A 25,928-nucleotide genomic window follows, 5' to 3' on the forward strand; every position below is an offset into this window, starting at 1 on the left:
GGTCCCCGCGTCGCCGAGGTCGTCGACGATCTCGGCCTCACCGAGGTCGACCTCGGCGCCGCTCCAGCCGTCACTGGTCCGTACGAAGGCCGCGGAAAAGGTGTTGGACGCCATGTCCGTGCTCCAGGGTCAGCCGAAGACCGATTCGATGGCCCGCTCGAACGGCTCGGAGAAGCCGAGCCGCGCGGCGATGCTGGACAGCACGTCCTCGGGCAGCAGCTCGATGTCGCCGGACAGGATGCCCAGCTCCATCTCGTCGAGCCCGAGGTCGGCGAAGATCGACAGATCGCCCGCGGGGAGCACCGTCTCCTCGTCCTGGAGGATCTCGTCGAGCTCCTCCTCGTCCGGGATCGGCACGTCGAGATAGTCGAGGACCTGCCGCGCCAGGGGGAAGTCCCAGGAGGCCGCGATGTCGGAGAGGAAGACGTCCACCCGCTCGCCCAGCACCCGCAGCCCGACGAAGAACTCGTCCCCCACGGCGACCAGGCCGATCGTGCCGCTCTCGCTCGGCTGCTGGCGCAGGGCCTTGATCAGGCCGTGCAGATCCTCGGTGAGTGCGACCGGCAACAGCTCGGCGTCCCAGCACTCATCCTCTCGATAGACCACGATGGCGAAGTCGAGCGCCTCTTCGTCAGTCATTGTCCACTCCACCCGACGTGGCCACCACGAACTCCAATCGTTCCAGAAGCGACCAGCCGCCGTGTGGTGCTCCAACCAAATTGTGATCAAAACCCGTGACGCGACGTGCCGGTTCGTTGCGTACAAGATAGCGTTGTCCCTTATGGAAACCCTCGTCGTGGATCATCCGCTCGTGGCGCACAAGCTCACCACACTGCGTGATGTCCGCACCGACTCCCCCACTTTCCGCAGGCTCGCGGACGAGTTGGTGACGCTGCTGGCGTACGAGGCGACGCGCGACGTACGGGTCACCGACGTGAGCGTGGAGACGCCGGTCGCGCAGGCTCACGGGGTGCGGCTGGCCAAGCCGTACCCGCTGGTGGTGCCCATCCTGCGGGCGGGCCTCGGCATGCTCGACGGCATGACCAGGCTGCTGCCCACGGCCGAGGTCGGCTTCCTCGGCATGATCCGCGACGAGTCGACGCTGCAGGCCGAGACGTACGCCACCCGGCTGCCCGACGACCTTTCCGGGCGGCAGTGCTACGTGGTCGACCCCATGCTGGCCACCGGCGGCACGCTGGCGGCGGCCGTGAAGTTCCTGTTCGACAGGGGTGCGGTGGACGTCACGGCGATCTGCCTGCTGGCGGCGCCCGAGGGGCTGGCGTACATGGACAAGGTCTTCGCCAACTCCGGCAGGCCGATCCGGGTCGTGACGGCGGGGCTCGACGAGCGGCTGAACGAGCACGGTTACATCGTTCCAGGACTGGGCGACGCCGGGGATCGGCTCTACGGAGTAGTCTGAATCCTAACGCTCCGTGCTCTTCTCGTTACATACTGTTGCTACGTGGGTACGAGGAGAGAGGAAGGCAACTTCCGCATGGGCGTGGGGGAGCAGGATGAGCGTTATTCCGGTCACCGAGGTGTCGTCGTGAGCGATCACACCGAGGCGGAGCCCAGCCCGTACGCGGAAGTGGAGACGGCACTGCGGGACGAGTTCGCGGGCGTCCACTCCGCGACCACCGTAACGCGCTGCGTGGAGGCCGCGCACTACGGCGCGCTGGAGGTCACCGGCCATGCTCATCCCAGCCTCGTCGAGCGGATCGCCCGCAAGCACCTTCACGTCCTGGCGCTGGTCGCCGGCGAGCGTGGTTAAGCAAGATCAAAACTAACCCGTTAAGTTACCTTTACCCCGGCTTGGAGGTGGGTAATGTATACGGCGGGTGGAGTGGTAAGTCGGTACGGAGGCGACAGTGCAGGTCAAAAAAGTCCTCACATACGGTGGTATCGCTTTTGTGGCGTACTACCTGTTCGCGCGACCAGCGGACGCCGCTGACGCGGTCAGAGGGGCGTTCGACACCGTGTTCAACGCGGCCGACTCACTGGCCCAATTTGTGAACAACCTCGCATGAGACTTGTGACCCACGGGGACTCTGCTCCGGCGTCGGTCAACCGCTACCTCCTCCCCCACGAACAACAGGTCATCATGGTGCGGCGGCATCCTGCCAAGCTGCTGCGTCCGGTCGCCGAGGTCTTCGGCGGCCTGATCATCGCCGGGCTGCTGAGCAAGATCTTCGGCGGCGGTGACAGCGGCACGGCGCTCGTCGTCGTGTGGTGGCTGTGGCTGCTGCTCTTGATCCGCTTTGTCTGGAAGGTCGCGGAGTGGTCTGTTGACTACTTCGTCGTCACCTCGAAGCGGATGCTGCTCACCACGGGCCTCATCACCCGCAAGGTCGCGATGATGCCCCTGGGCAAGGTCACCGACATGAGCTTCCAGCGATCCCTGCTGGGGCGCATGCTCGGCTACGGCGAGTTCATCCTCGAAAGCGCAGGTCAGGATCAGGCTCTCTCGACGGTCGAGTACATCCCGTATCCGGAGACCTTGTACCTGGAGGTCTGCCAGATGCTTTTCCCAGGCGGCAAGGACGACGGCGACGATTAATCCCTACGCGGGGAATTCTTCACGTGGGGATACCCGATTGCGCCACTTCATGCAATCATTGCGGAGTGTTGACCCCTCCCCGCCTTGAGAGATGAGATGCCGAGTCAGGGAACCATCGGTGACCGCGTCCGAGGACTGCGGCTTAACAGGCGGATGTCTCAGGCCCAGCTGGCCGGACCCGACCTTTCAGACAGTTATGTCTCGCTTATCGAGTCGGGTAAGCGGACACCGACTCCCGTAGTGGCACGACTCCTGGCCGAGCGCCTGGGGTGCACCACCGAGTTCCTCCTGCACGGGATCGAGCCCCGCCAGCGCATCGACACCGAGCTGGGCCTGCGTCACGCGGAGCTGGAGCTGCAGCACGGCGACCCCGTCGTGGCGGCGGACCGCTTCACCGAGATCGTGAAGGCGGCCGACGAGGAAAACGCGATGCTGACCGCGCACGCGCGCTTCGGCAGGGCTCGCTCCCTGGAGGCGCAGGGCCGGCTCGGCCAGGCGGTCGAGGCTTTCGAGCGGCTGCGCAGAGAGGCCGCGGCCCATCCCGAGCGTCTGGCGGACCTGCCGCTCACCATCGCGCTCAGCCGCTGCTACCAGCGGGCGGGCGACCGCCTGCGGGCCCGCGACCTGGCCGCCAACGCCCTGGAGCAGGCCGAGCGCCTCGACATCACCCAGGGTGAGATGGCCATCGACCTGGCCGCCACGCTCGTGGAGGTGCGTGGCGAGCGGGAGGGCGACGCCCCCGAGCTCGACTACGTCCGGCGGGTCCTGGGCGCCAGCGGGGTTCCGGACATTGTGGACCGTTCCGCTGAGATCCAGTCGCTGTGGCAGGCGAGCGTGACGGCGGCGGCGGGCGAGGACTCCGCGCTGGCCGTGCGGCTGGCCGACGACGCCATCATGGCGGGCCGGCACGCCAGGCTCACGCTCCAGCTCGCCCGTGCGGCCATGCACTGGGCCAGGCTCGGCACCGCCCCGCTGGGCGAGGCCGACAAGCTGGCCGACGCCGCGACGCGCGCGTTCGCGACCGCCTCGGGCAGCACGCAGGAGCACGGCGAGAGCCTCATCGCGCACGCGCGGGTGAAGCTGCGCGGGGGCGACGCCGTACGGGCCGGCGAGCTGGCCACCTCGGCGCTCGACCTGGTGCACGACGTGCCCGGCACGACCTCTGCCGAGGCCCGCCTGGTGCTGGCCACGGTCGCGCTCGCGCTGGACGCCGACCCCGCGTCGCACCTGCGCAAGGCGCACGAGGCCCTCGACACGCTCAACCGGCCGGTGTTCGGCTCCGACCGGCAGGCCGCACGCTGCTGGCGCGAGCTGGGCGACCTCTACGGCAGGTCGGGCGCCAAGGCACAGCAGACCGCCGCCTACCGTAAGGCTCTGGAAGCCGCTGGAGTCCGTTCCGCGCTGGCGGGGGTGAAGATCGACGCGTCCGTGTCTCACTGACCCCCTCCGGGAGCTCCAGATTTGGTTTTTGAGTCTGGAATAATTAGGGTCTACCAGTCATTGACTCATGGGATGACTGGTTTCCCCGGAGGAGGCGGACTGTGAGTCTGCGTACGGCTCAGCGGGCTTCGCTCGTCGACCAGGTGATCGATCAGCTCAAGGAGCAGATCAGCTCAGGGTCGTGGCAGATGAACGGCAAGATCCCGACCGAGACGGTGCTCGCGGAGCAGCTCGGCGTGGGTCGCAACACCGTTCGCGAAGCCGTGCGCGCGCTGACTCACGCGGGGCTGCTGGAATGCCGCCAGGGCGACGGGACGTACGTCCGCGCCACGAGCGAGCTGTCGGGGGCCATGCTCCGCAGGCTGCGTCAGGCGGAGCAGCTGGAGATCCTTGAGGTGCGGCGCGCGCTGGAGGTCGAGTCGGCCCGCCTGGCCGCCACCAGGCGCACCGACGAGGACATCCTGCGCATCGAGGCCGCGCTGGCCGAGCGTGACCGGGCCTGGCAGCTCGACGCCCCGGACGCCTTCGTGGAGGCCGACCTGGCCTTCCACATGGCGGTGGCGCACGCCACCCACAACCTGGTGCTGATCGACCTGTACGAGGACTTCTCGGCGGCGCTGCGGGCCAGCATCACGGCGGCGGGAACGTCGCTGAACAAGAGCTACATCCCGCACGACGCGATCGCGCGCGCCATCGCGGCCGGAGACGCGGCCGCGGCCGAGCGCGCGGGCCACGCGTGCATGGAGCACATCCTGATCGCCCTGACCGAGGGTGACGCCTGAAAACCCTTCCCAGCCCCTCCTACGGCAGGCCGTCCCCACCGCCACCCGCCGCACAGGGCTGAGGGCCTCCAGGAAAACGGCCGCTGAGCCCGCACCGGGCCGGGCGCCGCTACGTGCGTCCTCTTGACCGTGGCCGCTCCGGGCCGACAGCCGGCGCGCCGCCCGTCAGGTCAGGCGCAGGGACATCACCAGGTAGCGGAAGCTGGGGTCGGCGTCGCCCGGGACGTCCTGGATCAGGGCCGCCCTGGTGGGGGACTCCATGTTGATGCGGGCCAGGTCTGTCTCGATGCCCGTGAGGCCGTCCAGGAGGAACTGGGACTGGAAGGCGATCTGGATGTCGTCGCCCCGCAGCTCGCACTCCACCACCTCGGAGCCGCGCCCGATGTCGCCGCCGCCCGCCTGGATGCGTACGTGGCCCTGGCTGAACGACAGGCGGATCGCGGTGTTGCGCTCGGCCACCAGCGCGACCCGCTTGATGGCGCTGACGAACGCCGTCACCGGCACGTCGGCGCGGATCGACCAGTCGGCGCTCAGCCTGTTGCGGTAGTCGATGAACTGCTCGTCGAGCAGCCGCACCGTGGTGCTGCGGCCGACGCTCTCGAAGCCGGCGACGCCGTCGCCCAGCGCCACCGACACCTCGCCGCCGCGCAGCGTCTTGGCCACGTCGACCAGCACGCGGGCGGGCACCATGGCGGAGGCGGCGACGTTGGGCGCGACGGGGCGCCAGGCGAAGTCGCGGGCGGCGATGCGGTAGCGGTCGGTGGCGGCCATCGTGACCGCCTCGCCCTCGATGTCGACCCTGATGCCGGTGAGCATCGGCAGCGTGTCGTCGCGGCTGGAGGCGGGGGCGACCTGGCCGACGGCGGAGGCGAAGATCCCGCCGCCGATGGCGCCGATGCTGGGCGGCATGGTGGGCATGGTCGGGAAGTCTTCGACCGGCATCGTGATCAGGCCGAACTCGGCGCTGCCGCAGGTCAGGACCGCTTCCTGGCCTTCGGTGACGATCTCGACGTCCTCGGCGGGCAGGCTGCGGCTGATCTCGGCCAGCAGGCGGCCCGGGATGAGCACCCTGCCGTCCTCGGCCACGTCGGCCTCGATCCTCGCCTGGGCGGAGACGTCGTAGTCGAACGCGGACAGGCTGAGCTCCTCGCCGGCCTCCAGCAGCAGGCCGGAGAGCACGGGCACAACGGGGCGACTTGGCAGCACCCTGGCGGCCCATGCCACCGCGTCTGCCAGAACATCGCGGTTTACCCGGAATTTCACCTGACCCACCCTTTCGTAGCGCGGCTTCCTAAGAACGGTAGCCGGTGCCACCGACAGAGTGGGCGGAGGCCGGATTTCCGCATGCCGCCTCAGCGGAACAGGGTCAGCGCTTGTTGAGGTAGGTGAGGACCGCCAGGACCCGGCGGTTGTCGTCGTCGGAAGGGGCCAGGCCGAGCTTGCCGAAGATGTTGGCCGTGTGCTTGGCCACCGCGCTCTCGCTGAGGTAGAGCCGCTGGGAGATGGCCGCGTTGGAGCGGCCCTCCGCCATCGCCTCCAGCACCTCGCGCTCGCGGGGGGTGAGCGCGGCCAGCGGCTCGTTCCTGGCGTTGCTGGCCAGCAGCTTGGCGATCACTTCCGGGTCCATGGCGGTGCCGCCCGCGGCGACGCGGCGTACGGCGTCGACGAACTGCTCGGCGTTGAAGACGCGGTCCTTGAGCAGGTAGCCGATCCCGCCGGAGCCGTCGGCGAGCAGCTCGCGGGCGTAGAGCTGCTCGACGTGCTGCGACAGGACCAGGATGGGCAGGCCGGGCACCTGCTTGCGGGCGGCCAGGGATGCCTGCAGCCCCTCGTCGGTGAAGGTCGGCGGCAGCCGCACGTCCACGACGGACACGTCCGGGCGCAGCTCGACCAGGCCCTTGAGCAGCTCGGGGCCGCTCTCGACGGCGGCGACGACGGTGAAGCCGTGCGCCTGGAGCAGGTGGACGAGGCCGTCCCTGAGCAGGTAGAGGTCTTCGGCTATGAGGACACGACTCACTTGTGGCACCACGGCCTTCGTGGCGTCGCCTCCATCAGCCAGCGGGGCCCGTTGTGGCGCATGGGCAGTCTCATGGCCATGACGTACATGGTAATGCCCAAGGCGATCATCCCGATGATCACCGGCCACTGCCAGAACGGCGGCAGGTAGAGCGCGAGGAACCACGACTTCACCGGGATGCTGAAGATCTTGAAGATGGCCGTGACGATGCCCTGCGGAAACAGCGGGCACCAGGCGGTTCCCCAGAGCAGCACGACCGTCCAGACCTTCCAGCGCGGCATCTTGGGCAAGCCGTCGCTCCAGTGGACGGGCAGCACGCTGGGCATGTCCATGACGACCGTGGTGGGGCCGCCGGGCGGGCTGTTCAGGGCGAGCACGCCGTCGAAGGCCGCCAGCCGCCGCTCGATGCCGGCCAGGCCGCTGCCCTTGCTCGGGTCGGCGCCGCCCATGCCGTCGTCGGTGACGGAGATGCGCAGGTTGGGGCCCTCACTGCTGATGTCGATCATGGCCGTGGCGGCTCCGCCGTGCCGGGCGGCGTTGGCCAGCAGCTCGCTGACGGCGAAGTAGGCGGCCGCCTCGACCGGCGGCTCGGGCCGTTTGGGCAGGTCCACGTCCACGCTCACATTGAGCGGGCTGTCGATGGCGAGGGCGCGGACGGCGTCGGCGAGCCCGCGTTCGGCCAGCACGGGCGGCAGGATGCCGCGGATGACCGTGCGCAGCTCGGTCAGCGTCTCCGAGGAGGCCTCCCGCACCTTGGCCAGCAGCGCCTTGGCGGCGTTCGGGTCCTCGTCCATAAGCTGTTCGGCGGCGCCGAGCGTCATGCCGATCGCCACCAGCCGGGCCTGCGTGCCGTCGTGCAGGTCCCGCTCGATCCGGCGCATCTCGGCCGCCTGGGTGTCGGCGGCGAGGTTGCGCACCCGCGTCAGATGGGTGACCTGGCCGGCCAGGCGGCTGGCCACGGTGGCGCCGAGCAGCAGGTCGCACCAGAGGCCGTACATGCGCAGGCCCCAGGCGGGCCTGAGCAGGAACGCCGGCACCAGGACCAGCTTGACCAGGGGTTCGAGCAGCAGCCACAGCCCGTCCCGCCAGGTCGCCGGGTCGGTGAGCATCCACTTCCAGCGGTCGTTCCAGGCGGGGATGCGCGGGGTCTTGTAGAGCGTACGGTCCGAGCGGTACAGGCCGTCGGGCTGCCGGACGGGAGGCGGCGGTTTGGGCAGGTAGGGCTGCTCGATCTCCAGGCCGGTCCACGCGCTGACCAGCCGCCGGTGGTGGTTCACCACCACGCGGATCAGCCGGACCTGCGGCGGGAACAGGAAGACCATGCCCACCGCGAACGCGAGCAGCAGCATGAGCAGGCTCATGACGAGCACGGGAATCTCGACCGCGAGCAGTGCCAGCAGCGTCGCGACCTGACCGAACCTTCGAAGCATGGCTCCAGTGTGCGGGTGAGCGAGGGGCCGAGTCACTGCACCTAAGTACACCCTTGCCCGGCATCCACCTGGATTCTCCGGCCGGGCCGGGCTTTCTAGCGTTTGAGGCATGAAAATCATCGAGGTCAGAAACCTCCAGAAGCGCTACCCCAAACATGTGGCGGTGGACGACGTCTCGTTCGAGGTGGCCGAGGGCGAGATCTTCGGCATCCTCGGCCCGAACGGCGCCGGCAAGACCACCACCGTGGAATGCGTCGGCGGCCTGCGGGCGGCGGACGGCGGCACCGTACGCGTGGCCGGCCTCGACCCCCAGCGGGACAGGCGGGCGCTGCGCGACGTGCTCGGCATGCAGCTCCAGAGCGCCGCCCTGCCGGAGAAGATCAAGGTGTGGGAGGCCCTGGACCTCTACGCCTCCTACTACCCCAACCCCGCCGACTGGGAGGAACTGCTCGAACACGTCGGTCTCACCGAGAAGCGTGACACCGCGTTCAAGAAGCTCTCCGGCGGCCAGCGTCAGCGCCTGTCGGTGGCCCTCGCCCTGGTGGGCCGGCCGCGCGTGGCCGTGCTGGACGAGCTGACGACCGGCCTCGACCCGCAGGCCCGCAGGGACACCTGGGAGCTGATCGAGCGTATCCGCGACTCCGGCGTGACGATCGTGCTGGTCACCCACTTCATGGAGGAGGCCGAGCGGCTCTGCGACCGGCTCGCGCTGATCGACAAGGGCAGGGTCGTCGCCACCGACACCCCGGCCGGTCTCATCGCGCAGGTGGGCAGCGAGCAGCGACTGCGGTTCCGGCCGTCGGCGCCGCTCGACGACAGCGTGCTGCTGGCGCTGCCCGAGGTGCGGGACGTCAGCAGGCACGGCGAGCAGGTCACGGTCAGCGGCACCGGCAACCTCGCGCACGCCGTCACGCTCGCCCTGGTCGAGCAGCAGATCATCCCCGGCGACCTGCGCATCGAGCAGGCCACCCTCGACGACGCGTTCCTCGCGCTCACCGGAAGGAAGCTGTCATGACGAAGATCCTGATCACCGAGGTCAAGCTGTACCTGCGGGACTGGCCGTTCGCCCTGTTCACCATCGTGCTGCCGGTCGGGCTGCTGGTGATCCTCGGCGTCAGCATCCCGTCCTTCACCGAGGCCAACCCCGCCTTCGGCGGCCAGCGGTTCGTGGACACGCAGATGCCCAGCATGATGACGCTGCTCGCGCTGCTGACGATCGCCTGCAGCGTGCTGCCGGCCGTGCTGGCGACCTACCGGGAGCAGGGGGTGCTCAGGCGGATGTCCACGACCCCCATGCACCCCGGCAAGATGCTCACCGCGCAGCTCATCATCAACGTCGTGTCGGGGGCGATCTCCACCGCCGTTCTCATCGGGACGGCGTCCCTGGTGTTCGGCTCGCAGGCGCCCCAGAACTGGGGCTGGTTCATCGGGGTGTTCCTGCTCGGCACGGCCGCGCTGCTGTCCATCGGGCTGGTGATCGCCGCCCTGGCGCCCCACGGCAAGGCGGCCTCCGGCATCGGGTCGGCGGTGATGTTCCCCCTGCTGTTCCTGGGCGGGATGTGGGTGCCGCGCGAGATCATGCCGGACGCGCTGCGCACGATCAGCGACTACTCGCTGGTCGGGCCGTTCGCCCAGGCGCTCAAGGACGCCTGGTCGGGGCAGCCGCCGCAGCTGTCGCACCTGATGGTGGTCACGGTGGGTCTGCTTCTGTTCGGCGGCCTGTCCGTGCGGCTGTTCCGTTGGGAGTAGCGGCCCAAGTGGTGCCAGCACCAGGGCTGGGACCCGGACCAGGGCTGGAACCCGGACCAGGGCTAGGACCAGACAGGACGCGCGCCCGTGACGTTCAGCATCACCGAGTAGAGCGACGTCGAGGCCGCGATGAACATCCGGTTGCGCTTGGGCCCGCCGAACACCAGGTTGGCCACGAAGTCGGGCAGGTGGAGCTTGCCGATCAGGGTCCCGTCGGGATCGTGGCACAGCACCGCCTTGCCCGCCGCCGCCCACACGCGGCCCGTGTCGTCCAGTCGCATCCCGTCGAAGCGGTCGTCGTCCGTCCCCTGGGCGAAGACCTTGCCACCGGAGAGGCTCCCGTCGTCATGAACGTCGAACACCCGCAGGTGCCTGCGCCGCGTGTCGGCGACGTAGAGCAGCTTCTCGTCCAGGGAGAAGGCCAGGCCGTTGGGCCGGTCGAAGTCGTCGGCCACCCGGCGGACCTCCCCGCTGACCGGGTCGAGGCGGTAGACGTGGCAGCCGTCGATCTCGGGGTCGGCGCGGAAGCCCTCGTAGTCGCTGGCGATGCCGTACGAGGGGTCGGTGAACCAGATGGAGCCGTCGGAGTGGACGACCGCGTCGTTGGGGCTGTTGAACCGCTTGCCCTCCCAGCGGTCGGCGAGCACGGTGATCGAGCCGTTCGCCTCAGTACGGGTGACGCGGCGGTTGCCCTGCTCGCAGGAGATCATGCGGCCCTGGTGGTCGAGGGTGTTGCCGTTGACGTAGCCGGCGGGCTGGCGGAAGGTGCCTACGGCGCCGGTGGTCTCGTCCCAGCGCAGCATGCGGTCGTTGGGGATGTCGCTCCAGGCCAGGAACCTGCCCGCGGGGAAGTAGACGGGGCCTTCGGCCCAGCGGGTGCCGCTGTGAACGCGTTCGACGAGGTCGTCGCCGCCGACGACGGCGAAGCGCTCGTCCAGCACCTCCAGCTCGGTGGGGAGGTAGGTGGATCTGGTTTGGCGAAATGGCTCCATAGCCGAATATCATACTGCGATGGACGACATCGACAAGATGCTGATCGGCCTGCTTCAGGAGGACGCCACGCAGTCGTACGCGACGCTGGGCAAGGCCGTGGGGCTGTCGGGCGGGGCGGCGCACGAGCGGGTGCGCAAGCTGCGCGAGCGCGGGGTCATCAGGCGCACCACGATCGAGGTGGACCCGGTCGCGCTCGGGCGGGGCGTGGTGGCGTACGTGCTGGTGGACGGGAGCACCTGGATGGGCGACTCGGCCGGGCGGCTGTCGGCGATCGCCGCGGTGGAGGAGGCGCACGTGATCGCGGGGCCGGCCACGCTGCTGCTGAAGGTGCGTACGGGCAGCACCCAGGAGCTGCAGGAGGTGCTGCGGCGGGTGTTCGAGGTGGACGGGGTGACCGGGACGCAGACGGTCGTGGTCCTGGAGACATTCTTCGAGCGCGGCCCTCAGGCGTCGAGCCCAACCCTCAAGTATCCTTGAGGTATGACCAAGGTCGCATGGAACTCCAAGGAGCTGACGGTCGGCCAGCTCTCCGAGCGCAGCGGCGTGGCCGTGTCGGCGCTTCACTTCTACGAGGCCAAAGGGCTCATCGGCAGCCGGCGCACGGCCGGCAACCAGCGGCGCTACTCGCGCGACACGCTGCGCCGGGTCGCCTTCGTACGGCTGTCCCAGCGGCTGGGCATCCCGCTGCGGACCATCAAGGAAGCGCTGGCCGAGCTGCCGGAGGAGCGCACGCCGACGCGTGACGACTGGGCGCGGCTGTCGGCCGCGTGGCGCAGCGAGCTCGACGACCGGATCGTGCAGCTCCAGCGGCTGCGCGACGACCTCACCGAGTGCATCGGCTGCGGCTGCCTGTCGCTGGACCGGTGCGTGCTGGCCAACCCGCACGACCGGCTGGGCGAGGAGGGGCCGGGCGCGAGGCGCATCGACACCCGGCTCTGCCCGCCGCAGAAGTGCTCCCCTTGCGTGCCCTCCGATGCGGCTGTCTCCGCTGACGTGGCCGTGTGCGTCGATACGGCCGTCGCCACCGACTCCGGCGATGCGGCCGTGTGCGTCGACACGACTGCCCTCAGCGACGCGATCGCTCATGGCGACGTGGCCGCTCACGGCGATGCGACCGCTCACGGCGACGCGGCCGTGAGCAGCGCGCGCTGACGTCCGGGCGCCGGGTGGGCGAGCTAGTGCTTGGTCGGGGGGACGATCAGCGTCGGCCGGTGCGCGTGGTGCAGCACGTGGTTCGACACGCTGCCCAGCAGCACCGACCGCACCCCGGCCAGCCCGCGCGACCCCGTCACGACCAGCGAGGCGTCCACCTCGTCGGCCACGTCGACGACCGTCCGCCAGATCGACTCGTTGTCGGCCACCGCCCGGTACGTCACCTCCGAGAGCCCGGACGCGACGGCCAGCTCGGCGCCCTCCTTGGCGTACTGCTCGGCCTGCACCCGCCACTCGTCGCCGTCGCCCGGGTCGGCCAGCAGCCCGGCGCCGGCCAGCGGGTACCTCTTGAGCTGCACCAGCAGCGGCTCCCACACGGTCAGGACGAGCGTCGGCTGAGCGGTCAGGTGCTTGGCGGCGAACTCGACGGCCGTGCGCGAGTCGGCCGAGCCGTCGTAGGCGATGAGGATCGTCATGGTGATACGTCCTTTCCCTCCCTTCGTGCAGCACCTCCCTCGGTGATCTCGATTCCGTGGGCGTTTGTCTGTTGCGTCACACTTCTCGACCGCACCCGTACGATCAGGGCGCTCACCACGACCAGCGCCAGCAGGCTCAGCGTCCACGGGTCCGAGGGGTTGCCGCCCAGGTTCTTGTCGATGATGTGGGAGACGGCGTGGACGACCGTGCCGACCGCGCCGGCCAGCAGCCCGACGAACAAGGCGTCCTGCCAGAACAGGCCGCCGATCAGCGCCGCCGCGATGCCGAGCTGGAAGGCCCCCGCGTCGTGGAACAGGTGCAGGTTGAACGGCGGGTAGTGGGCGACCAGATCGTAGAAGCTCTGCGGCCAGCCGAACGCCCACACTCCGCCGATCAGGAAGAAGAGGGCCACCAGCACGACGACGCCCTTGACGAATCTCAGTTGTGTCATGCCAGTAGGACTGGACAGGATCGCATTTCGTGACACTCCCTCGCGTGCCAAGGCTCGACATCAATCTCATCGACGGTCTCGACGTGCCGCTCACGTACGAGGGGCCCTGCTCCGGCGGGCAGGTCGGCGCGGCGTACGTGCGCTGGCCCGACGGCCACCGCTCCGTCCTGACCCGCGGCCCCGACGTGAGCGTGTTCCTGGAGGCGGCGCGCGCGGCGGGCGTTCCGGCGCCGCGGTACGAGCTGGTGCGTCCGCCGCTCGTGGTGCAGGAGCTGCTGCCCGGCACGGTCCCGCGCACGCCGTCCCGGGTGACGATCGAGTCGATGATCGAGGTCAACCGCCGCTGCCGCGGCGTGCTCGCCGGACGTCCCGAGCTGCCCGCCATGGCCCTGTACCTGCGGTCGAGCGGGCCGGGCTTCTGCCTGCACGAGTCGCTGCTCACCTACGACGACAGGACCCGGCGGCTGCTCGACCAGGTCAGGGAGATCGGCGCCGCCTTCCCCGACCGGCTGGACGGCGACGATCTCGTCCACACGGACTTCCACCCGGAGAACGTGCTGGTCGGGCCCACGGGTGAGGTCACCGGCGTGGTGGACTGGGACGGCGCCACGCGTGGCCACGGCGACTTCGACCTGTACACGCTCCGCTTCGACCTGGCGCACCGCGCGCCGGAGATCCACCTCGACGTGCCCAGCGCGGTGGAGCCGGTGTGCTGGGCGCACATGAGCCTGCGCCAGGTCGACTGGGCCATCCGCCACTTCACCGCCGCGGACGTCACCGCCTGGCTGGACATCGCCGAACGCCTCCGGCCGCGAACGGGGTGAGGCGGCCGGGGCAAGGCCGCCCGGCATGAGACGGCCGAGGCAAGGCGGCCGGGGTGAGACGGCCCGGCGTAAGGCTGGCCGGGGTGAGGCTGGCCCTACCCCCAACAGGCCGGGCGGCGGCAATGAGCCGGGCTCGCGCGCGACTCAGACTCGACCTCAACCGAGCTTCTGAGGGGTCGACATGGTACGAGGTCTCACTTCTGCCCGAGTCGTGGCGTTATCCGTGATCGGGGTCATGACGGCCGGTCTGGTGTACCTGGGACTGCCGAAGGGCTCCCGGACGGAGGTGCCCGAGGGCGCCCGCGCCGACCAGCTCACCGCCGTGCAGGCGTGCACGTACCTCGACCTCGCCGCCGACTGCGGCACGCTAGTGGTCCCGGAGAACCGGCGGAACCCGGCCTCGAAGCTGATCGCGCTGCCGGTGGTCCGCGTACGGGCGACCGGCGCGAACCCGGCCGAGCCGATCTTCCGGCTCGGCGGCGGGCCGGGCAAGTCGAACATGTCGTTCCCGGCCGCGAGCCGCCTGGCCGCCCGGCACGACGTGGTCCTCGTCGGGTACCGGGGCGCCGACGGGTCGGCGGTGCTCGACTGCCCGGAGGTGGTGTCGGCGCTGCGGAGTTCGGCCGATCTGGCGGGTGAGGAGTCGTCGCGGCGCTACGGCGACGCGTTCGCCGGCTGCGCACGGCGGCTCACCGAGGAGGGGCACGACCTCGGCGGGTACTCGCTGCCCCAGCGGGTGGACGACCTGGAGGCGGCCCGCCGGGCCCTCGGGTACGGCCGGATCGACCTGATCAGCGAGAGCGCCGGCACCCGGACGGCGATGATCTACGCCTGGCGGCACCCGCGGTCGATCCACCGGTCGGCGATGATCGCGGTGAACCCACCCGGCCACTACCTGTGGGACCCGGCCGTCACCGACGACCAGCTCGGCCACTACGCCGGGCTGTGCGCCAAGGACGCCGGATGCGCCGCGCGTACCGGCGACCTGGCCGCCTCCATGCGCGCCACTTCGGCGGACATGCCGCGCCGCTGGGGGCCGCTGCCGATCAAGGAGGGCAACGTCCGGGCGGCCACGTTGTGGGGGATGTTCCACACGACCGAGGCGGCCGCCCCGCTGAACGCGCCGACCATGATCGACGCCTGGCTGTCGGCGGCCGGCGGCGACCCGAGCGGCTTCTGGGCCATGTCGGTGCTGGCCGACCTGACCTTCCCGCAGTCGTTCGTCTGGGGCGAGTCCGCCGCGTCGGGCGCCATCGACGCCCCGGCGGTGAACGCCTACTACGCGCGCGGCGGCGACCCCGGCTCGATCCTCGGCAACGCCGCCTCCGACTTCCTGTGGGGCGGCGGACGGCTCACGAAGGCGTGGCCGGCCAGCCCTGATTACTCCGGCTACCAGCAGGTCCGGCCGACCGACGTCGAGACGCTCATGATCGGCGGCACCGTCGACTTCTCCACCCCCGCGCAGGTCGCCACCGACGAGCTGCTGCCCGCGCTGCCGAACGGGCGTCAGGTGGTCCTGGCCGAGCTGGGGCACTCCGCCGACTTCTGGGCCTACCGGCCCGAGGCCGGTGACCGGCTGCTGGGCGCGTTCTTCGACCGCGGCGAGGTGGACGACTCCCTGTACGCCCCGCGCAAGGTGAACTTCACCAGCTCCATCACCATGTCGGGCATCGCGTGGCTCCTGGTGGGCGTCATGGGAGGCTTCGCCCTGATCGCCGTCGTGCTGCTCGTCTGGATGGGGCGGCGGAGCGGCTTCACGCCCAGGGCGGGCGCGTGGCTGCGCGTCGTGGCGCCGGTCGTCGCGGGTCTGGGTGGCTGGTTCCTGTCCGTCCTGGTGGCAGCCAGTCTGTGGCCGGCCTGGTACGGCAGCCCGGTCGTGGCCGTGGTGTCCATGGGAGTGGCGGCCGGGCTCGCCGTCCACCTGGCCTGCGACCGACCCACTGGACAGCCGCGACCTGTCCGGCGGCTGGGGTCTGCCCGGCGGTTGAGTCCTGCTCGGCGACCGGGGTCCGTCCGGCGGCCGGGGCTCGTGGTGGCGCCGGCGGGGTCCCTCCTGGGGGCCTGGCTGGGCAGCCTCGCCGCCGAGGGCATCACCGGGGCGCTGACCGCGCTGGTCGGCGCGGTCCTCGCGGCCAACCTGGCCGTACTTGTCCTCGCCATCGCCCGCGACGGCTCCAGCTCCGGTATCCGTGACCTCGGCAGCGCCTCCGAAACCGCCCCGCCTGAGTCGCCGTCAGGGGTCGCCTCAGGGCACGGGCCGGGGAACCCCTGATGTCCGCCCAGGCCGGGGCCGACAGCATCAGGGGCATGCAGATCGCCCGATTCGCGGCCGTCGCCGCGCCGCTTCTCATGCTCGCGTACGGGGTCATCCGGCTGGTCGGCCGGATGGACGGCGTCTACGGACCCGGCCTGGACTGGCAGGCCGCCCATTGGGCGAACCTGGCCGGCCTCGTGCTGTTCGTCTTCCTGGTCATGGGCATTCGCCGCCTCCTCGCCCCGGGCGTGGGCAGGGAGGCCGTCGTGGCCGTCACGCTGATCGGGGCGGCCACGTCGATCGTGCAGTTCGTCGCCGACATCGTGTGGGGGCTGCTCGCGGCCGACAAGGCGGGCATGCGTGAGCTGAGCGGCCAGTTCCACGACCTGCCAGGGGTGGATCTCGCCTTCTACCAGGTGGGGCCGCAGTTGCTGTACGTGGGCGTGGTGGTGCTGACCGGGATGCTTGCCTATCGGGGGCTGCTGCCCTGGTGGAGCGTCGGGCTGGTGCTGGTGAGCAGCCTGCTGCCGGTGGTGACGCTGGACCTGCTGCCGGTCGCCGCCGCGGGTTACCTGGTGGCGCTGCTGCCGCTGCGACGGCAGCTCGGCACGCCGACGCCGGCGCTCACCCGATGACCGCGCCGCCCCGCTCCTGGTGCTGGACCATGCCGGCTTGATGTCGCCTCAGTGCTGGGCCATGTCCACGAATCGGCTGTAGTGGCCTTGGAACGCCACCGTGACGGTCGCCGTGGGTCCGTTACGGTGCTTGGCCACGATCAGGTCGGCCTCGCCCGCCCTGGGGGACTCCCGCTCGTACGCATCCTCCCGGTGCAGCAGGATGACCATGTCCGCGTCCTGCTCGATGGAGTTGTGCAGGCTGATGCCGTTGGCGACGAAGTTGTGGGTGCCGAGCACGGTGGCGTCGTAGACCAGCTGCTCGCCCAGCGGCTCGATCGAGACGATCTCGTCCCAGAAGACGTCGTTGGTGGCCAGCAGATCCATGTCGGAGTCGTCGAGCACGGCCGCCACCTGGCCCAGCGGCTCCCCCTGCGGCCGGGCGAGCACCGCCTCCAGCCGGGGTCGGACTCCGACCGGCATCGCGGCGGATTCGGCCGGGCGGGGCCGGCCGTCGCCGATCGCCTCCAGGAGGCGCCGCTCGTTCTCCTCCCCCAGCGCGGTGAGCCGGAACCGGTCGCCGGCCTCCTCGATCTGGGTCATCACGTTGAACCGCAGCAGCAGCCGCGCCACGTCGTCCACCAGCCGCCTGCTGGAGGCCACGTAACTGGCACTGCCCTTCAGCAGGTGTCGCAGGAACACCACGATCTGCCGCTTGGGCAGCGAGAACACCCCGTCAGGCAGTGACTCCCCGACGAAGGACGCGAGCGCCATCAGCTCACCCTCGTCCCAGGACTCCAGATCCAGCGGCGACGGCACGTGCCTCGGCGCCGCCACCCGCGCCCCCGGCTCCAGGCCCCCGACCGCCCGCCAGCCGTCGTAGGTGAGGAAGGGATGGTTGGCCGTCGCCTCCACCTCACGCCCCGACCGCAGCCGTACGCGGTGGACCTGCCTGACCCCGCTCGGGAAGACGTGCGTCATCGTGCGAGGGACCAGCCTGAGCCGTTCGTCCAGCGACCACACCGGCACGTCGCGCGCGCCCGACTCCAGCAGCTCCCCCAGGGACACCTCGGCCCCCGTGTCGGCCCGCATGACACGCGTGGCGGCGGTCAGGCAGCCGGACTCACGCAGGTCGCTGACCTGGGGTCGCTTGTCCGTGCGTTGCTCGGGACCTCGGTTGAGCTGCGAGATCGCGATGACCGGCACCTCAAGCTCCTTGGCCAGCAGCTTGATCGCACGCGAGATCTCCGAGACCTCGTTCTGGCGGCTCTCGGTCTTCTTCGGCGAGCTCATCAGCTGGAGGTAGTCGATGATCACGAACCGCAGGTCGTTGCGCTGCTTGAGCCGCCTGCACTTGGCCCGGATCTCCATCATCGACATGTTCGGCGAGTCGTCGATGAACAGCGGCGCCTCGGCCACCTCGCTCATCCGCCGGGCCAGCCGGGTCCAGTCGTCGTCGCCCATCATCCCGGAGCGCATGGCGTGCAGCGCGACCCGCGCCTCGGCCGACAGCAGACGCATCGTGATCTCGTTGCGCGACATTTCCAGCGAGAAGACGACCGTGGTCATCCCATGCTTGATCGCCGCGGACCGGGCGAAGTCGAGACCCAGGGTGCTCTTGCCGATGGCCGGACGTGCGGCCACGACGATCATCTGACCCGGGTGGAGGCCGTTGGTGAGCTGGTCGAGGTCCTGGAAGCCGGTGGGGACGCCGACCATCTGGCCGCCCCGGCTGCCGATGGCCTCCAGCTCGTCGAGCGCGCCGGGCATGATGTCGGCCAGCGGCGCGTAGTCTTCCGAGGTGCGGCGCTCGGTGACCTTGTAGATCTCCGCCTGGGCGCGGTCGACCAGGTCGTCGACCTCTTCGTTCTGGCCGCCGTAGCCGTAGGAGACGATGCGGGTGCCGGCCTCGATGAGGCGGCGCAGGATGGCCTGCTCACGGACGATCTTGGCGTAGTAGCCGGCGTTGGCGGCCGTCGGGACGACGGCGGTCAGCGTGTGGAGGTAGGCGGCGCCACCGACGCGGGCCATCTCGCCGCGTTTCTGCAGCTCGTCGAAGACCGTGACCGCGTCGGCGGGCTCGCCGCGGCCGTAGAGGTCGGTGATGACGTCGTAGATCATCTGATGGGCCGGGCGGTAGAAGTCGTCCGAGCGGATGATCTCCACCACGTCGGCGATCGCGTCCTTCGACAGCAGCATGCCGCCCAGCACCGACTGCTCCGCCTCGATGTTGCTCGGTGGAGTGCGCTCGAAACCGGGGCCTGCGCCCCCCTCGTCGTCAATGCTCACGGCGCCCCCCTCAACACGTGCATGCGGCCGCACTACCTCCACTTGTAGCCGACCGGTCTGACAGTTTCGCGGGTTCCGGGGGCGGACGCCAATGTGGCCTGTGGACAGCCTGTGGGCAAGCTGTGCACAGTCGTCCCCAGCCTGTGTAAGCACTGTGGACGAAGCTGTGGATAACTCTTTTCAACATCCACTAGCAGCGCGCTGAGCTGGGAAAACATTATCCACCGGCTGTGGAGGAAAGAAAGTTGGCCCGACACGCCGGGTAATGGCCATAATAGTCAAATGCCCATTACCACCAGAGACAGGGAGATTCTGCGGCTGGCCGTGCCCGCGTTCGGGGCCCTGGTGGCCGAGCCGCTCTTCCTGCTCGCCGACTACGCCATCGTCGGCCACGGGCTGGGCACCACGGCGGTGGGCGCGCTGGGCGTGGCCGGTACGGTGCTGGCCACGGCGGTGAACCTGTGCGTGTTCCTCGCCTACGGCACCACCGCCTCCGTGGCCCGCCAGACCGGAGCGGGTCACCACGCCAGGGCCATGCGCAACGGCGTGGACGGCATCTGGCTGGCGCTGGGCATCGGCGTCGCGCTGATCGCGCTCGGCTGGCCGTCCGCCCCGGCGATCGTCGGCTGGTTCGGGGCGAGTCCCGACCAGGCGGCGCAGGCCGTCACGTACCTGCGGATCAGTCTGCTCGGCGCGCCCGGGATGCTCGTCGTGCTGGCCGGCACCGGCGTGCTGCGCGGCCTGCAGGACACGGTCACGCCGCTGGCCGTCGCGGTGGGCTCGTTCGCGCTCAACGCCGCGCTGAACGCCTGGTTCGTGCTCGGCCTGCACTGGGGCATCGCGGGCTCGGCCTGGGGCACGGTGCTGGCCCAGACGATGGGCGCGGCCGTCTACCTGGCCGTGGTGGCCAGGGGCGCGCTGCGGCTGGGCACGCCGCTCATCCCGAGCCTGGCGGGGATCGGGCAGGCGGGGACGGCGGGGTTCGCGCTGCTGGTCAGGACCGCGTGCATGCGGGTCGTGCTCGTCGTGGCGACCGTCATGGCCACCAGGATGGGGCAGGCGGAGCTGGCCGCGTACGCCATCGCCACCCAGGTCTGGACGTTGCTGGCCTTCGCCCTCGACGCCATCGCCATCGCCGGCCAGGCCATCACCGGCCGCGCGCTCGGCGCCGGGGACGTGAGCGCCACCAAGGCCGCCACCAGGCGGATGGTGCTGTGGGGGCTGTGGTCCGGGGTCGCGCTCGGCATGCTCGTCGTGGTGGCCAGGCCGGTGCTGCCCGGGCTGTTCGACGCCGATCCACAGGTCACCGAGCAGTTGCTGGCGCTGCTGTGGCCGGTGGCGCTGTTCCAGCCGGTGTGCGGGGTGGTGTTCGTGCTCGACGGGGTGCTGATCGGCGCGGGCGACCAGCGCTACCTGGCGTGGGCGTCGCTGTGGGCGACGCTCGCCTACCTGCCGTTCGCCTACCTCGCCTCGGGGTTCGGCGTCGTCGCCCTCTGGTGCGCGCTCGGGGTGTGGATGCTCGTACGGGCGGCGACGCTGAGCAAGCGGGCCGCGGGCGGCAAGTGGCTCGTGACCGGAGCGTGACGACCAAGCCGTGAGCGGCTGCTCATCCGGGGCAGTCCATCGGTCGCGATCTACTGTAATGCTCCCGTGCTTGCCGATGTCCATGTGGTGAGGCACTGTGGGCGAGTCCCACGAGCGGGGTGTGACATTGTCCACGATCTTGCGGCGGTTGCCGCCCGACGCGGCGACCGGACTGCGCACAGGTGCGCGCCACAGCCTCGCCGAACTCTACCGACCGGCCGATCTCATCGTGCTCGGGCTCGGTGTGATGATCGGCGCGGGCATCTTCAGCATTGCCGGGCAACAGGCCGCGACCACGGCCGGGCCCGGTGTGATCCTGTCGTTCATGATCGCCGGGATCGGCTGCCTGCTGGCCTGCCTCTGCTACGCCGAGCTGTCGTCCACCATGCCGACCTCGGGCAGCGCGTACACCTTCACGTACGTCATCTTCGGCGAGGTCTGGGCGTGGATCATCGGCTGGGCGCTGATCCTGGAGATGGAGCTGGCCGCGGCCATGGTGGCCAGGGCCTGGGGGATCATCACGGTCAGGGCGATCACCGGGTTCGGGGTGCGGCTGCCGTACCCCGACGTGGTCGAGGACGTGCTGGTCCTGGTCATCCTGGTGGTGCTGACCTGCATCGTGGCCGTCAACGCGCGGGTGGGGCTGCGGGCGCTGTGGGTGATGGTGGCGGCCAAGCTGCTGGCCATCGGCGCCGTTGTCGTCGTCGGGGCGCGGTACGTCAAGGCGGCCAACTTCGGTGACCTCTACGTCGCCCCCAAGCCGCTGGTCACGGCACCCAACACGACCGTCCTCGACGTGTTCATGGGGCAGGGGCAAGCGTTCGGCTGGCCCGGCGTGTTCGCGGCGGCCTCGGCGATCGCGTTCGCGTACGTGGGCTTCGACATCCTCGCCACCGCCGCCGAGGAGACCGTGAACGCCTCCAGGGCCGTTCCGCGCGGCATGATCCGCAGCCTGATCATCGCCACGATCATCTACCTCGCCGTGGCCGTGGTCATGGTGGGCATGATCCCTTACACCGCCATCTCCCCCGACGCGCCGCTGTCCAGCGCGTTCCGCGTGGTGGGCGTGGACTGGATGGCGCACGTCATCGACATCGGCGCGGTGCTCGGGCTGACGACGGTGATCCTGGTGCTGTTCGTGGGGCAGACGCGGGTGCTGTTCTCGATCGCGCGCGACGGGCTGATCCCGCGCGGGCTGGCCACCATCAGCCGCCGCTACCACAGCCCGACCCGGGTGACGCTACTGATCGGCCTGGTGGCGATCCTGCTGGCGGAGCTGGTGCCGGTGCTCACATTGCAGCAGCTCGTGGTGATGGGGACGCTGTTCGCGTTCGTGTTCGTCGCGGCGGGCGTGATCGTCATGCGCCGCACCATGCCGCATCTGGAGCGCGGGTTCCGGGTGCCGCTCTCGCCGTTCGTGCCCGCGCTGTCGCTGCTGGTGACGCTCTGGCTGATGGTGAACCTGCAGGTGATCACGTGGGCGTACTTCGCCCTGTGGATGGCCTTCGGGCTGGGGGTCTACCTGATGTACGGCCGCCGCCACAGCCTCCTGGCCCGGCCCGTCCCACCTCCTGAGCCCCCTCTGAAAGGCCGCCACCGCCGCTGACCACCGCCTCGGGCGAGCGTGGCTACAGGCGGCCCGAGTCGAGGACGGCGCGCAGGAAGTCTCTGGTGCGCTCGTGCTCGGGTTCGGTGAAGATCTTCTCCGGTGGCCCCTTCTCCAGCATCACGCCGCCGTCGAGGAAGCACACCGTGTCGGAGATCTCCCGGCAGAAGCCCATCTCGTGGGTGGCGAGGATCATCGTCATGCCCGCCTCCTTGAGCTCCCTCACCACCTGCAGCACCTCCACGACCAGCAGCGGATCGAGCGCCGAGGTCACCTCGTCGAGCAGGATCAGCTTCGGCCGCGTCGCCAGCGCCCGTACGATGGCCACCCGCTGCTGCTGACCGCCGGACAACTGGTCGGGATAGGAGCCGGCCTTGCCGCCGAGCCCGAACCGGTCCAGCAGCTCGCGTGCCCGCTCCTCCGCCTCCGCCCGGGCCACCCCGTGCACCCGGCGCGGCGCCAGCGTGACGTTGTCGAGCACGGTCATGTGCGGGAACAGGTTGAACGCCTGGAACACGATGCCCAGCCGTTTGCGCACGTCGTCGACGTTCACCCGAGGGTCGGTGATCTCCTGCCCGTCCAGGTGGATCGCGCCGTCGTCCACGGTCTCCAGCAGGTTGACGCAGCGCAGCAGCGTGGACTTGCCCGAACCCGACGCGCCGATCAGGCTGACCACCTCGTGCGAGCGCACCTCCAGGTCGATGCCGCGCAGCACGCTGTGGTCGCCGAAGTTCTTCCACACCCCTTCGATGGTCAGCAGGCTCATGCGCGCCTCCTCCTCGTACGCGCGGCCAGATGGTCGGTGAACCGCGCCATCGGGATCGTCAGCAGGATGAACAACAGCGAGGCGACCAGGTAGGACGTGTAGTTGAACTTGCTGGTCGCGATGATCTGCGCCTGCCTGAGCGCCTCCAGCAGCCCGAGGGTGGCCACCAGCGCGGTGTCCTTCTGCAGCGAGATGAAGTCGTTGAGCAGCGGTGGCACGACCCGGCGCGTGGCCTGCGGCAGCACCACGAACCGCATGGTCTTGCCATGGCTGAGCCCCAGCGAGCGGGCGGCCGCCACCTGGCTGGGGTGGATCGACTCGATGCCCGCCCGGAACACCTCCGCCACGTAGGCGCCGTACGAGAGCGTCAGGCCGATGATGCCGAGCGTGGCCAGATCGGTCGGGATGCCCTGGAGCCTGAGCGCCGGCAGCCCGAACCCGACCAGGTAGATGACCAGGAGCGTCGGGACGCCGCGGAAGATGTCGGTGTAAAGGGTGGCCAGCGCCCTGACCGGGAAGAACGCCGGCGCCTTGACGGTTCGGGCCAGCGCGACCAGCACCCCCACGATCAGGATCAGCGGCTCGGCGATCAAGAAGATCTTGATGTTGAGCAGGAAGCCCGACGCCACATCCGGCAGCGCCCTGACGAACCACTCGGGCGAGAAGAACGCCTCCCGCACCCGTGGCCAGCCGGGCGCGTTGGTGACCAGGACCACGACCAGGACGACGAAGAGGATCGACGAGGCCGTGGCGATGGAGGTCGAACGCCGGGCCCGCGACCTGCGGGTCCGTTCGCGCTCGTGCTGCCGCTCACTCTTGACCCAGGGCTGCCCCTCACCTTCGTCCCCGGGCTGTGGCCGGCCGGTCACTTCAGTTCGGGGGCGCCCACGGCTGAGCCGAGCCACTCCTGCTCGATCTTGGCCAGCTCACCGTTCGACTTCAGCGTGTCGACGGCCTTGTCCACGCACGGCTTGAGCGCGCTGCCCTTCTCCATGACGAGGCCGAACTCCTCGGGCGTGCCGCCGGTCGAGCTGAACTGGCCGACGATCTTGGACTTCTCGACCTGGGCGGCCGTGACGTAGAAGGCCGTGGGCAGGTCGACGACGATCGCGTCGGCCTGCTTGTTCTTCAGCGCGCTGATGGCGTCGATCTGGTCGTTGTAGACGTTCGGGTCGTCGGTGGGCTTGATGACCTCCTTGACCGCGTTGAGGGAGGTCGTACCGACCTGCACGGCGATCTTGGCGTCCTTCAGGTCGGCCAGGCTCTTGGCGGCGGCGTACTTGCTGCCGTCGAGCGTCACGATGGCCTGCTTGACGGTGTAGTAGCCGTTGCTGAAGTCGACCACCTTGGCCCGGTCGGGGTTGATCGAGACCTGGTTGACGTCGAAGTCGAACGTCTTGGCGCCAGGGGCGAACGCCGAGTCGAACTTGACCGTCGCCCACTGCACCTCGTCGCGGTCGAAGCCGAGCTGACCCGCGACCGCGTAGGCCACCGCGCCCTCGAACCCCTGGCCGTTGGACGGGTCGTCGTCCTTGAACCACGGCTCGTAGGCGGGCTTGTCGGTGCCGATCGTCAGCTTGCCCGCGTTGAGGAGCTTGAGCTGGTCCTTGGCGCACGCGGTCGACGGGCTGGCCGCGGCGGAGGTCGCCGTGCCGGTGGTCGCGGAGGCGGACGTGCCGGCCGGGTCGTCGACGGGGGCGCAGGCCACGGCCGCCGCCAGGAGCGCGCCGGCGGCAAGCAGCATCGGAGGTCGGGGCATCGCGGTGAACCTCCTGGGAGGAGCGTGGGGAAGAACGAGCAAATCCTACGCGCCCGCAGGGGAATCCCGCCGTCCGGGCCGCCCGCCTGTGGACAGACCACCTCTGGCGCCGCCTCCCTGTGGACAGAACCTCTTTACCGGCGCCCATCTGTGGACACAGCCCGCCGCCAGCCCGCCCTCCCCTGTGGATAACTCCTCCCCGAGCACCATTGCCTGTGGACAACGCGTGGGCCCGGACAAACGTGCGAACCCCGGCAAAGGCGCGAGCCCGTACCAACGCGCGAGCCCGTACAAACGACCGCGGCCCCCTCCCCGAACGGGGAGAGGGCCGCGGTGAGGCTGAGAGTCGTCAGCCGGCGACGACCTCGACGTCCACCGACGCCGAGACCTCGGGGTGCAGCTTGACGCTGACCTTGTGCGAGCCGACGCTCTTGATCGGGTTGACGATCTCGATGCGACGACGGTCGAGGAGCGGACCGCCGGCGGCCTTGACGGCCTCGGCGATGTCGCCCGTGGTGATCGAGCCGAACAGACGGCCGGAGTCGCCCGCGCGGGTGGTCAGCCGGACGCGGAGCGCGCCGAGCTGGCCGGCGACCTCCTTGGCGGTGCCCAGGTCGCGGATCTCACGAGCGTCACGAGCCTTCTTGATGGACTCGATCTGCTTCTCGGCGCCACGGGTCCAGCGCATCGCGTAGCCGCGCGGGATGAGGTAGTTACGGCCGTAGCCGTCCTTGACCTCGACGACGTCGCCAGGGGTGCCGAGGCCGGAGACCTCGTTGGTGAGGATGAGCTTCATATCGACAGTCCTCCCTTAGCGCGCGGTGCTCGTGTAAGGCAGCAGGGCCACCTCACGGGCGTTCTTGATCGCGGTCGCCACGTCACGCTGGTGCTGGGTGCAGTTGCCCGTCACCCGACGCGCACGGATCTTGCCGCGGTCGGAGATGAACTTCCGCAGCAGCGCCGTGTCCTTGTAGTCGACGTAGGAGATCTTGTCGTGGCAGAACAGGCAAACCTTCTTCTTGGGCTTGCGCAGTGCCGGCTTGGCCATCGTGGTGCTCCTTTCAGAGCCCCGCCGTCAAGCGGGAATGGTCTCGGACTGGTGAACTGGTGTTAGAAAGGCGGTTCGTCGCTGAAGTCGTTGCCGCCGCCGCCGAAGCCGCCGCCGCCCTGCTGGCAGATCGGAA

At 69.9% G+C, this 25,928-nt stretch carries 26 protein-coding genes and 1 pseudogene; 14 read left to right on the forward strand and 13 right to left on the reverse strand.

Going from position 1 to position 25,928, the window contains the following annotated elements; all coding sequences use genetic code 11:
- Positions 1–129: 129 nt before the first annotated feature.
- On the reverse strand, positions 130–639 hold the full coding sequence (locus tag KME77_RS19290) for a tRNA adenosine deaminase-associated protein (RefSeq protein ID WP_219469600.1): 510 nt from the start codon (positions 637–639) through the stop codon (positions 130–132).
- Positions 640–781: 142 nt separating this feature from the next.
- Between KME77_RS19290 and upp the strand changes: the two genes are divergently transcribed.
- The 5 genes from upp to KME77_RS19315 all read left to right on the forward strand — a co-directional run bounded on the left by upp (position 782) and on the right by KME77_RS19315 (position 4,779).
- Positions 782–1,420: a uracil phosphoribosyltransferase gene (gene upp / locus KME77_RS19295; RefSeq protein WP_219469604.1), complete on the forward strand. Its 639-nt coding sequence runs from the start codon at positions 782–784 to the stop codon at positions 1,418–1,420.
- Between the two features lie 126 nt (positions 1,421–1,546).
- Positions 1,547–1,771, forward strand: a complete 225-nt coding sequence (locus KME77_RS19300; RefSeq protein ID WP_219469608.1) for a hypothetical protein — start codon at positions 1,547–1,549, stop codon at positions 1,769–1,771.
- Between the two features lie 252 nt (positions 1,772–2,023).
- Positions 2,024–2,557, forward strand: coding sequence for a PH domain-containing protein (locus KME77_RS19305; RefSeq protein WP_219469610.1), 534 nt, complete (start codon positions 2,024–2,026; stop codon positions 2,555–2,557).
- A 96-nt stretch (positions 2,558–2,653) separates the two neighbouring features.
- Positions 2,654–3,997, forward strand: a complete 1,344-nt coding sequence (locus KME77_RS19310) for a helix-turn-helix domain-containing protein (RefSeq protein ID WP_219469613.1) — start codon at positions 2,654–2,656, stop codon at positions 3,995–3,997.
- Between the two features lie 101 nt (positions 3,998–4,098).
- Positions 4,099–4,779: a FadR/GntR family transcriptional regulator gene (locus KME77_RS19315; RefSeq protein WP_219469615.1), complete on the forward strand. Its 681-nt coding sequence runs from the start codon at positions 4,099–4,101 to the stop codon at positions 4,777–4,779.
- 165 nt (positions 4,780–4,944) lie between these two features.
- Here KME77_RS19315 and dnaN read toward each other — a convergent pair whose 3' ends face one another.
- The 3 genes from dnaN to KME77_RS19330 all read right to left on the reverse strand — a co-directional run bounded on the left by dnaN (position 4,945) and on the right by KME77_RS19330 (position 8,226).
- On the reverse strand, positions 4,945–6,042 hold the full coding sequence (gene dnaN, locus KME77_RS19320; protein WP_219469618.1) for a DNA polymerase III subunit beta: 1,098 nt from the start codon (positions 6,040–6,042) through the stop codon (positions 4,945–4,947).
- Between the two features lie 103 nt (positions 6,043–6,145).
- A complete protein-coding gene (locus KME77_RS19325) occupies positions 6,146–6,796 on the reverse strand; it encodes a LuxR C-terminal-related transcriptional regulator (protein WP_219469621.1) in 651 nt (216 codons plus the stop codon).
- On the reverse strand, positions 6,793–8,226 hold the full coding sequence (locus tag KME77_RS19330; RefSeq protein ID WP_219469624.1) for a sensor histidine kinase: 1,434 nt from the start codon (positions 8,224–8,226) through the stop codon (positions 6,793–6,795). The genes KME77_RS19325 and KME77_RS19330 overlap by 4 nt, the downstream gene beginning before the upstream one ends.
- Before the next feature lie 109 nt (positions 8,227–8,335).
- On the opposite strand from KME77_RS19330, the gene KME77_RS19335 reads away from it, so the two are divergent.
- Both KME77_RS19335 and KME77_RS19340 read left to right on the forward strand, forming a co-directional pair.
- Positions 8,336–9,241 (forward strand): ABC transporter ATP-binding protein, encoded by a 906-nt coding sequence (locus KME77_RS19335; protein WP_219469628.1) that lies wholly within the window; start codon positions 8,336–8,338, stop codon positions 9,239–9,241.
- Complete coding sequence (locus KME77_RS19340) at positions 9,238–9,975, forward strand: ABC transporter permease (protein WP_219469629.1); 738 nt, start codon at positions 9,238–9,240, stop codon at positions 9,973–9,975. The genes KME77_RS19335 and KME77_RS19340 overlap by 4 nt, the downstream gene beginning before the upstream one ends.
- 62 nt (positions 9,976–10,037) lie before the next feature.
- On the opposite strand, the gene KME77_RS19345 is transcribed toward KME77_RS19340, so the two are convergent.
- Positions 10,038–10,967, reverse strand: a complete 930-nt coding sequence (locus KME77_RS19345; protein WP_219469634.1) for an SMP-30/gluconolactonase/LRE family protein — start codon at positions 10,965–10,967, stop codon at positions 10,038–10,040.
- Positions 10,968–10,986: 19 nt separating this feature from the next.
- Between KME77_RS19345 and KME77_RS19350 the strand changes: the two genes are divergently transcribed.
- A complete protein-coding gene (locus tag KME77_RS19350; protein WP_219469636.1) occupies positions 10,987–11,445 on the forward strand; it encodes an Lrp/AsnC family transcriptional regulator in 459 nt (152 codons plus the stop codon).
- Positions 11,446–11,448: 3 nt separating this feature from the next.
- Positions 11,449–11,898, forward strand: a pseudogene (gene soxR, locus KME77_RS19355) (redox-sensitive transcriptional activator SoxR); the annotation flags it as partial.
- Between the two features lie 245 nt (positions 11,899–12,143).
- On the opposite strand, the gene KME77_RS19360 reads toward soxR, so the two are convergent.
- Both KME77_RS19360 and KME77_RS19365 read right to left on the reverse strand, forming a co-directional pair.
- A complete protein-coding gene (locus tag KME77_RS19360) occupies positions 12,144–12,596 on the reverse strand; it encodes a universal stress protein (RefSeq protein WP_219469639.1) in 453 nt (150 codons plus the stop codon).
- The gene (locus tag KME77_RS19365; protein ID WP_219469642.1) at positions 12,593–13,048 is read right to left on the reverse strand and encodes a hypothetical protein; all 456 of its coding nucleotides are present in this window, start codon (positions 13,046–13,048) and stop codon (positions 12,593–12,595) included. The genes KME77_RS19360 and KME77_RS19365 overlap by 4 nt, the downstream gene beginning before the upstream one ends.
- Before the next feature lie 44 nt (positions 13,049–13,092).
- On the opposite strand from KME77_RS19365, the gene KME77_RS19370 reads away from it, so the two are divergent.
- The 3 genes from KME77_RS19370 to KME77_RS19380 all read left to right on the forward strand — a co-directional run bounded on the left by KME77_RS19370 (position 13,093) and on the right by KME77_RS19380 (position 16,761).
- On the forward strand, positions 13,093–13,872 hold the full coding sequence (locus KME77_RS19370) for an aminoglycoside phosphotransferase family protein (RefSeq protein ID WP_308250780.1): 780 nt from the start codon (positions 13,093–13,095) through the stop codon (positions 13,870–13,872).
- A gap of 235 nt (positions 13,873–14,107) precedes the next feature.
- Entirely contained in the window at positions 14,108–16,144 is a 2,037-nt protein-coding gene (locus tag KME77_RS19375; protein WP_219469644.1) for an alpha/beta fold hydrolase, read from the forward strand.
- Positions 16,144–16,761 carry a hypothetical protein gene (locus KME77_RS19380; RefSeq protein WP_219469649.1) on the forward strand — a complete coding sequence of 206 codons (618 nt, stop codon included), beginning with the start codon at positions 16,144–16,146 and terminating at the stop codon, positions 16,759–16,761. Before KME77_RS19375 ends, KME77_RS19380 begins: the two co-directional genes overlap by 1 nt.
- 48 nt (positions 16,762–16,809) lie before the next feature.
- Here KME77_RS19380 and dnaB read toward each other — a convergent pair whose 3' ends face one another.
- Positions 16,810–19,029: a replicative DNA helicase gene (gene dnaB / locus KME77_RS19385; protein ID WP_219469652.1), complete on the reverse strand. Its 2,220-nt coding sequence runs from the start codon at positions 19,027–19,029 to the stop codon at positions 16,810–16,812.
- Between the two features lie 282 nt (positions 19,030–19,311).
- Between dnaB and KME77_RS19390 the strand changes: the two genes are divergently transcribed.
- Together KME77_RS19390 and KME77_RS19395 are read left to right on the forward strand one after the other, a co-directional pair.
- Complete coding sequence (locus tag KME77_RS19390; RefSeq protein ID WP_219469654.1) at positions 19,312–20,613, forward strand: MATE family efflux transporter; 1,302 nt, start codon at positions 19,312–19,314, stop codon at positions 20,611–20,613.
- Between the two features lie 121 nt (positions 20,614–20,734).
- Entirely contained in the window at positions 20,735–22,219 is a 1,485-nt protein-coding gene (locus tag KME77_RS19395) for an APC family permease (RefSeq protein ID WP_308250782.1), read from the forward strand.
- Positions 22,220–22,241: 22 nt separating this feature from the next.
- Here the strand turns inward: KME77_RS19395 and KME77_RS19400 are convergent, their stop codons facing one another.
- The 5 genes from KME77_RS19400 to rpsR form a co-directional block, all read right to left on the reverse strand.
- On the reverse strand, positions 22,242–22,985 hold the full coding sequence (locus KME77_RS19400) for an amino acid ABC transporter ATP-binding protein (protein ID WP_281424190.1): 744 nt from the start codon (positions 22,983–22,985) through the stop codon (positions 22,242–22,244).
- The gene (locus tag KME77_RS19405; RefSeq protein ID WP_219469656.1) at positions 22,982–23,854 is read right to left on the reverse strand and encodes an amino acid ABC transporter permease; all 873 of its coding nucleotides are present in this window, start codon (positions 23,852–23,854) and stop codon (positions 22,982–22,984) included. The genes KME77_RS19400 and KME77_RS19405 overlap by 4 nt, the downstream gene beginning before the upstream one ends.
- Positions 23,851–24,744 carry an ABC transporter substrate-binding protein gene (locus KME77_RS19410; RefSeq protein WP_219469659.1) on the reverse strand — a complete coding sequence of 298 codons (894 nt, stop codon included), beginning with the start codon at positions 24,742–24,744 and terminating at the stop codon, positions 23,851–23,853. Before KME77_RS19410 ends, KME77_RS19405 begins: the two co-directional genes overlap by 4 nt.
- Positions 24,745–25,093: 349 nt before the next feature.
- On the reverse strand, positions 25,094–25,540 hold the full coding sequence (rplI, locus tag KME77_RS19415; protein WP_219469664.1) for a 50S ribosomal protein L9: 447 nt from the start codon (positions 25,538–25,540) through the stop codon (positions 25,094–25,096).
- A 15-nt stretch (positions 25,541–25,555) separates the two neighbouring features.
- Positions 25,556–25,792, reverse strand: a complete 237-nt coding sequence (gene rpsR / locus KME77_RS19420; protein WP_020543048.1) for a 30S ribosomal protein S18 — start codon at positions 25,790–25,792, stop codon at positions 25,556–25,558.
- Positions 25,793–25,928: the final 136 nt, after the last annotated feature.

The sequence above is a fragment of the Nonomuraea rhizosphaerae genome, from assembly GCF_019396405.1.
In the GTDB taxonomy this organism is placed as follows: domain Bacteria; phylum Actinomycetota; class Actinomycetes; order Streptosporangiales; family Streptosporangiaceae; genus Nonomuraea; species Nonomuraea rhizosphaerae.

Excerpts from the sequence above, each read along its gene's own strand:
- rpsR (WP_020543048.1), bottom strand. The coding sequence starts at position 25,792 with ATGGCCAAGCCGGCACTGCGCAAGCCCAAGAAGAAGGTTTGCCTGTTC.
- KME77_RS19360 (WP_219469639.1), bottom strand. The coding sequence starts at position 12,596 with ATGACGATCCTCATCGCCTACGACGGCTCGGCCGACTCGCGCACGGCC.
- KME77_RS19335 (WP_219469628.1), top strand. The coding sequence starts at position 8,336 with ATGAAAATCATCGAGGTCAGAAACCTCCAGAAGCGCTACCCCAAACAT.
- KME77_RS19340 (WP_219469629.1), top strand. The coding sequence starts at position 9,238 with ATGACGAAGATCCTGATCACCGAGGTCAAGCTGTACCTGCGGGACTGG.
- KME77_RS19330 (WP_219469624.1), bottom strand. The coding sequence starts at position 8,226 with ATGCTTCGAAGGTTCGGTCAGGTCGCGACGCTGCTGGCACTGCTCGCG.
- KME77_RS19310 (WP_219469613.1), top strand. The coding sequence starts at position 2,654 with ATGCCGAGTCAGGGAACCATCGGTGACCGCGTCCGAGGACTGCGGCTT.
- KME77_RS19365 (WP_219469642.1), bottom strand. The coding sequence starts at position 13,048 with ATGACACAACTGAGATTCGTCAAGGGCGTCGTCGTGCTGGTGGCCCTC.
- KME77_RS19305 (WP_219469610.1), top strand. The coding sequence starts at position 2,024 with ATGAGACTTGTGACCCACGGGGACTCTGCTCCGGCGTCGGTCAACCGC.
- KME77_RS19410 (WP_219469659.1), bottom strand. The coding sequence starts at position 24,744 with ATGCCCCGACCTCCGATGCTGCTTGCCGCCGGCGCGCTCCTGGCGGCG.
- KME77_RS19400 (WP_281424190.1), bottom strand. The coding sequence starts at position 22,985 with ATGAGCCTGCTGACCATCGAAGGGGTGTGGAAGAACTTCGGCGACCAC.
- KME77_RS19345 (WP_219469634.1), bottom strand. The coding sequence starts at position 10,967 with ATGGAGCCATTTCGCCAAACCAGATCCACCTACCTCCCCACCGAGCTG.
- upp (WP_219469604.1), top strand. The coding sequence starts at position 782 with ATGGAAACCCTCGTCGTGGATCATCCGCTCGTGGCGCACAAGCTCACC.
- KME77_RS19375 (WP_219469644.1), top strand. The coding sequence starts at position 14,108 with ATGACGGCCGGTCTGGTGTACCTGGGACTGCCGAAGGGCTCCCGGACG.
- rplI (WP_219469664.1), bottom strand. The coding sequence starts at position 25,540 with ATGAAGCTCATCCTCACCAACGAGGTCTCCGGCCTCGGCACCCCTGGC.
- KME77_RS19390 (WP_219469654.1), top strand. The coding sequence starts at position 19,312 with ATGCCCATTACCACCAGAGACAGGGAGATTCTGCGGCTGGCCGTGCCC.
- KME77_RS19290 (WP_219469600.1), bottom strand. The coding sequence starts at position 639 with ATGACTGACGAAGAGGCGCTCGACTTCGCCATCGTGGTCTATCGAGAG.
- KME77_RS19380 (WP_219469649.1), top strand. The coding sequence starts at position 16,144 with ATGTCCGCCCAGGCCGGGGCCGACAGCATCAGGGGCATGCAGATCGCC.
- KME77_RS19350 (WP_219469636.1), top strand. The coding sequence starts at position 10,987 with ATGGACGACATCGACAAGATGCTGATCGGCCTGCTTCAGGAGGACGCC.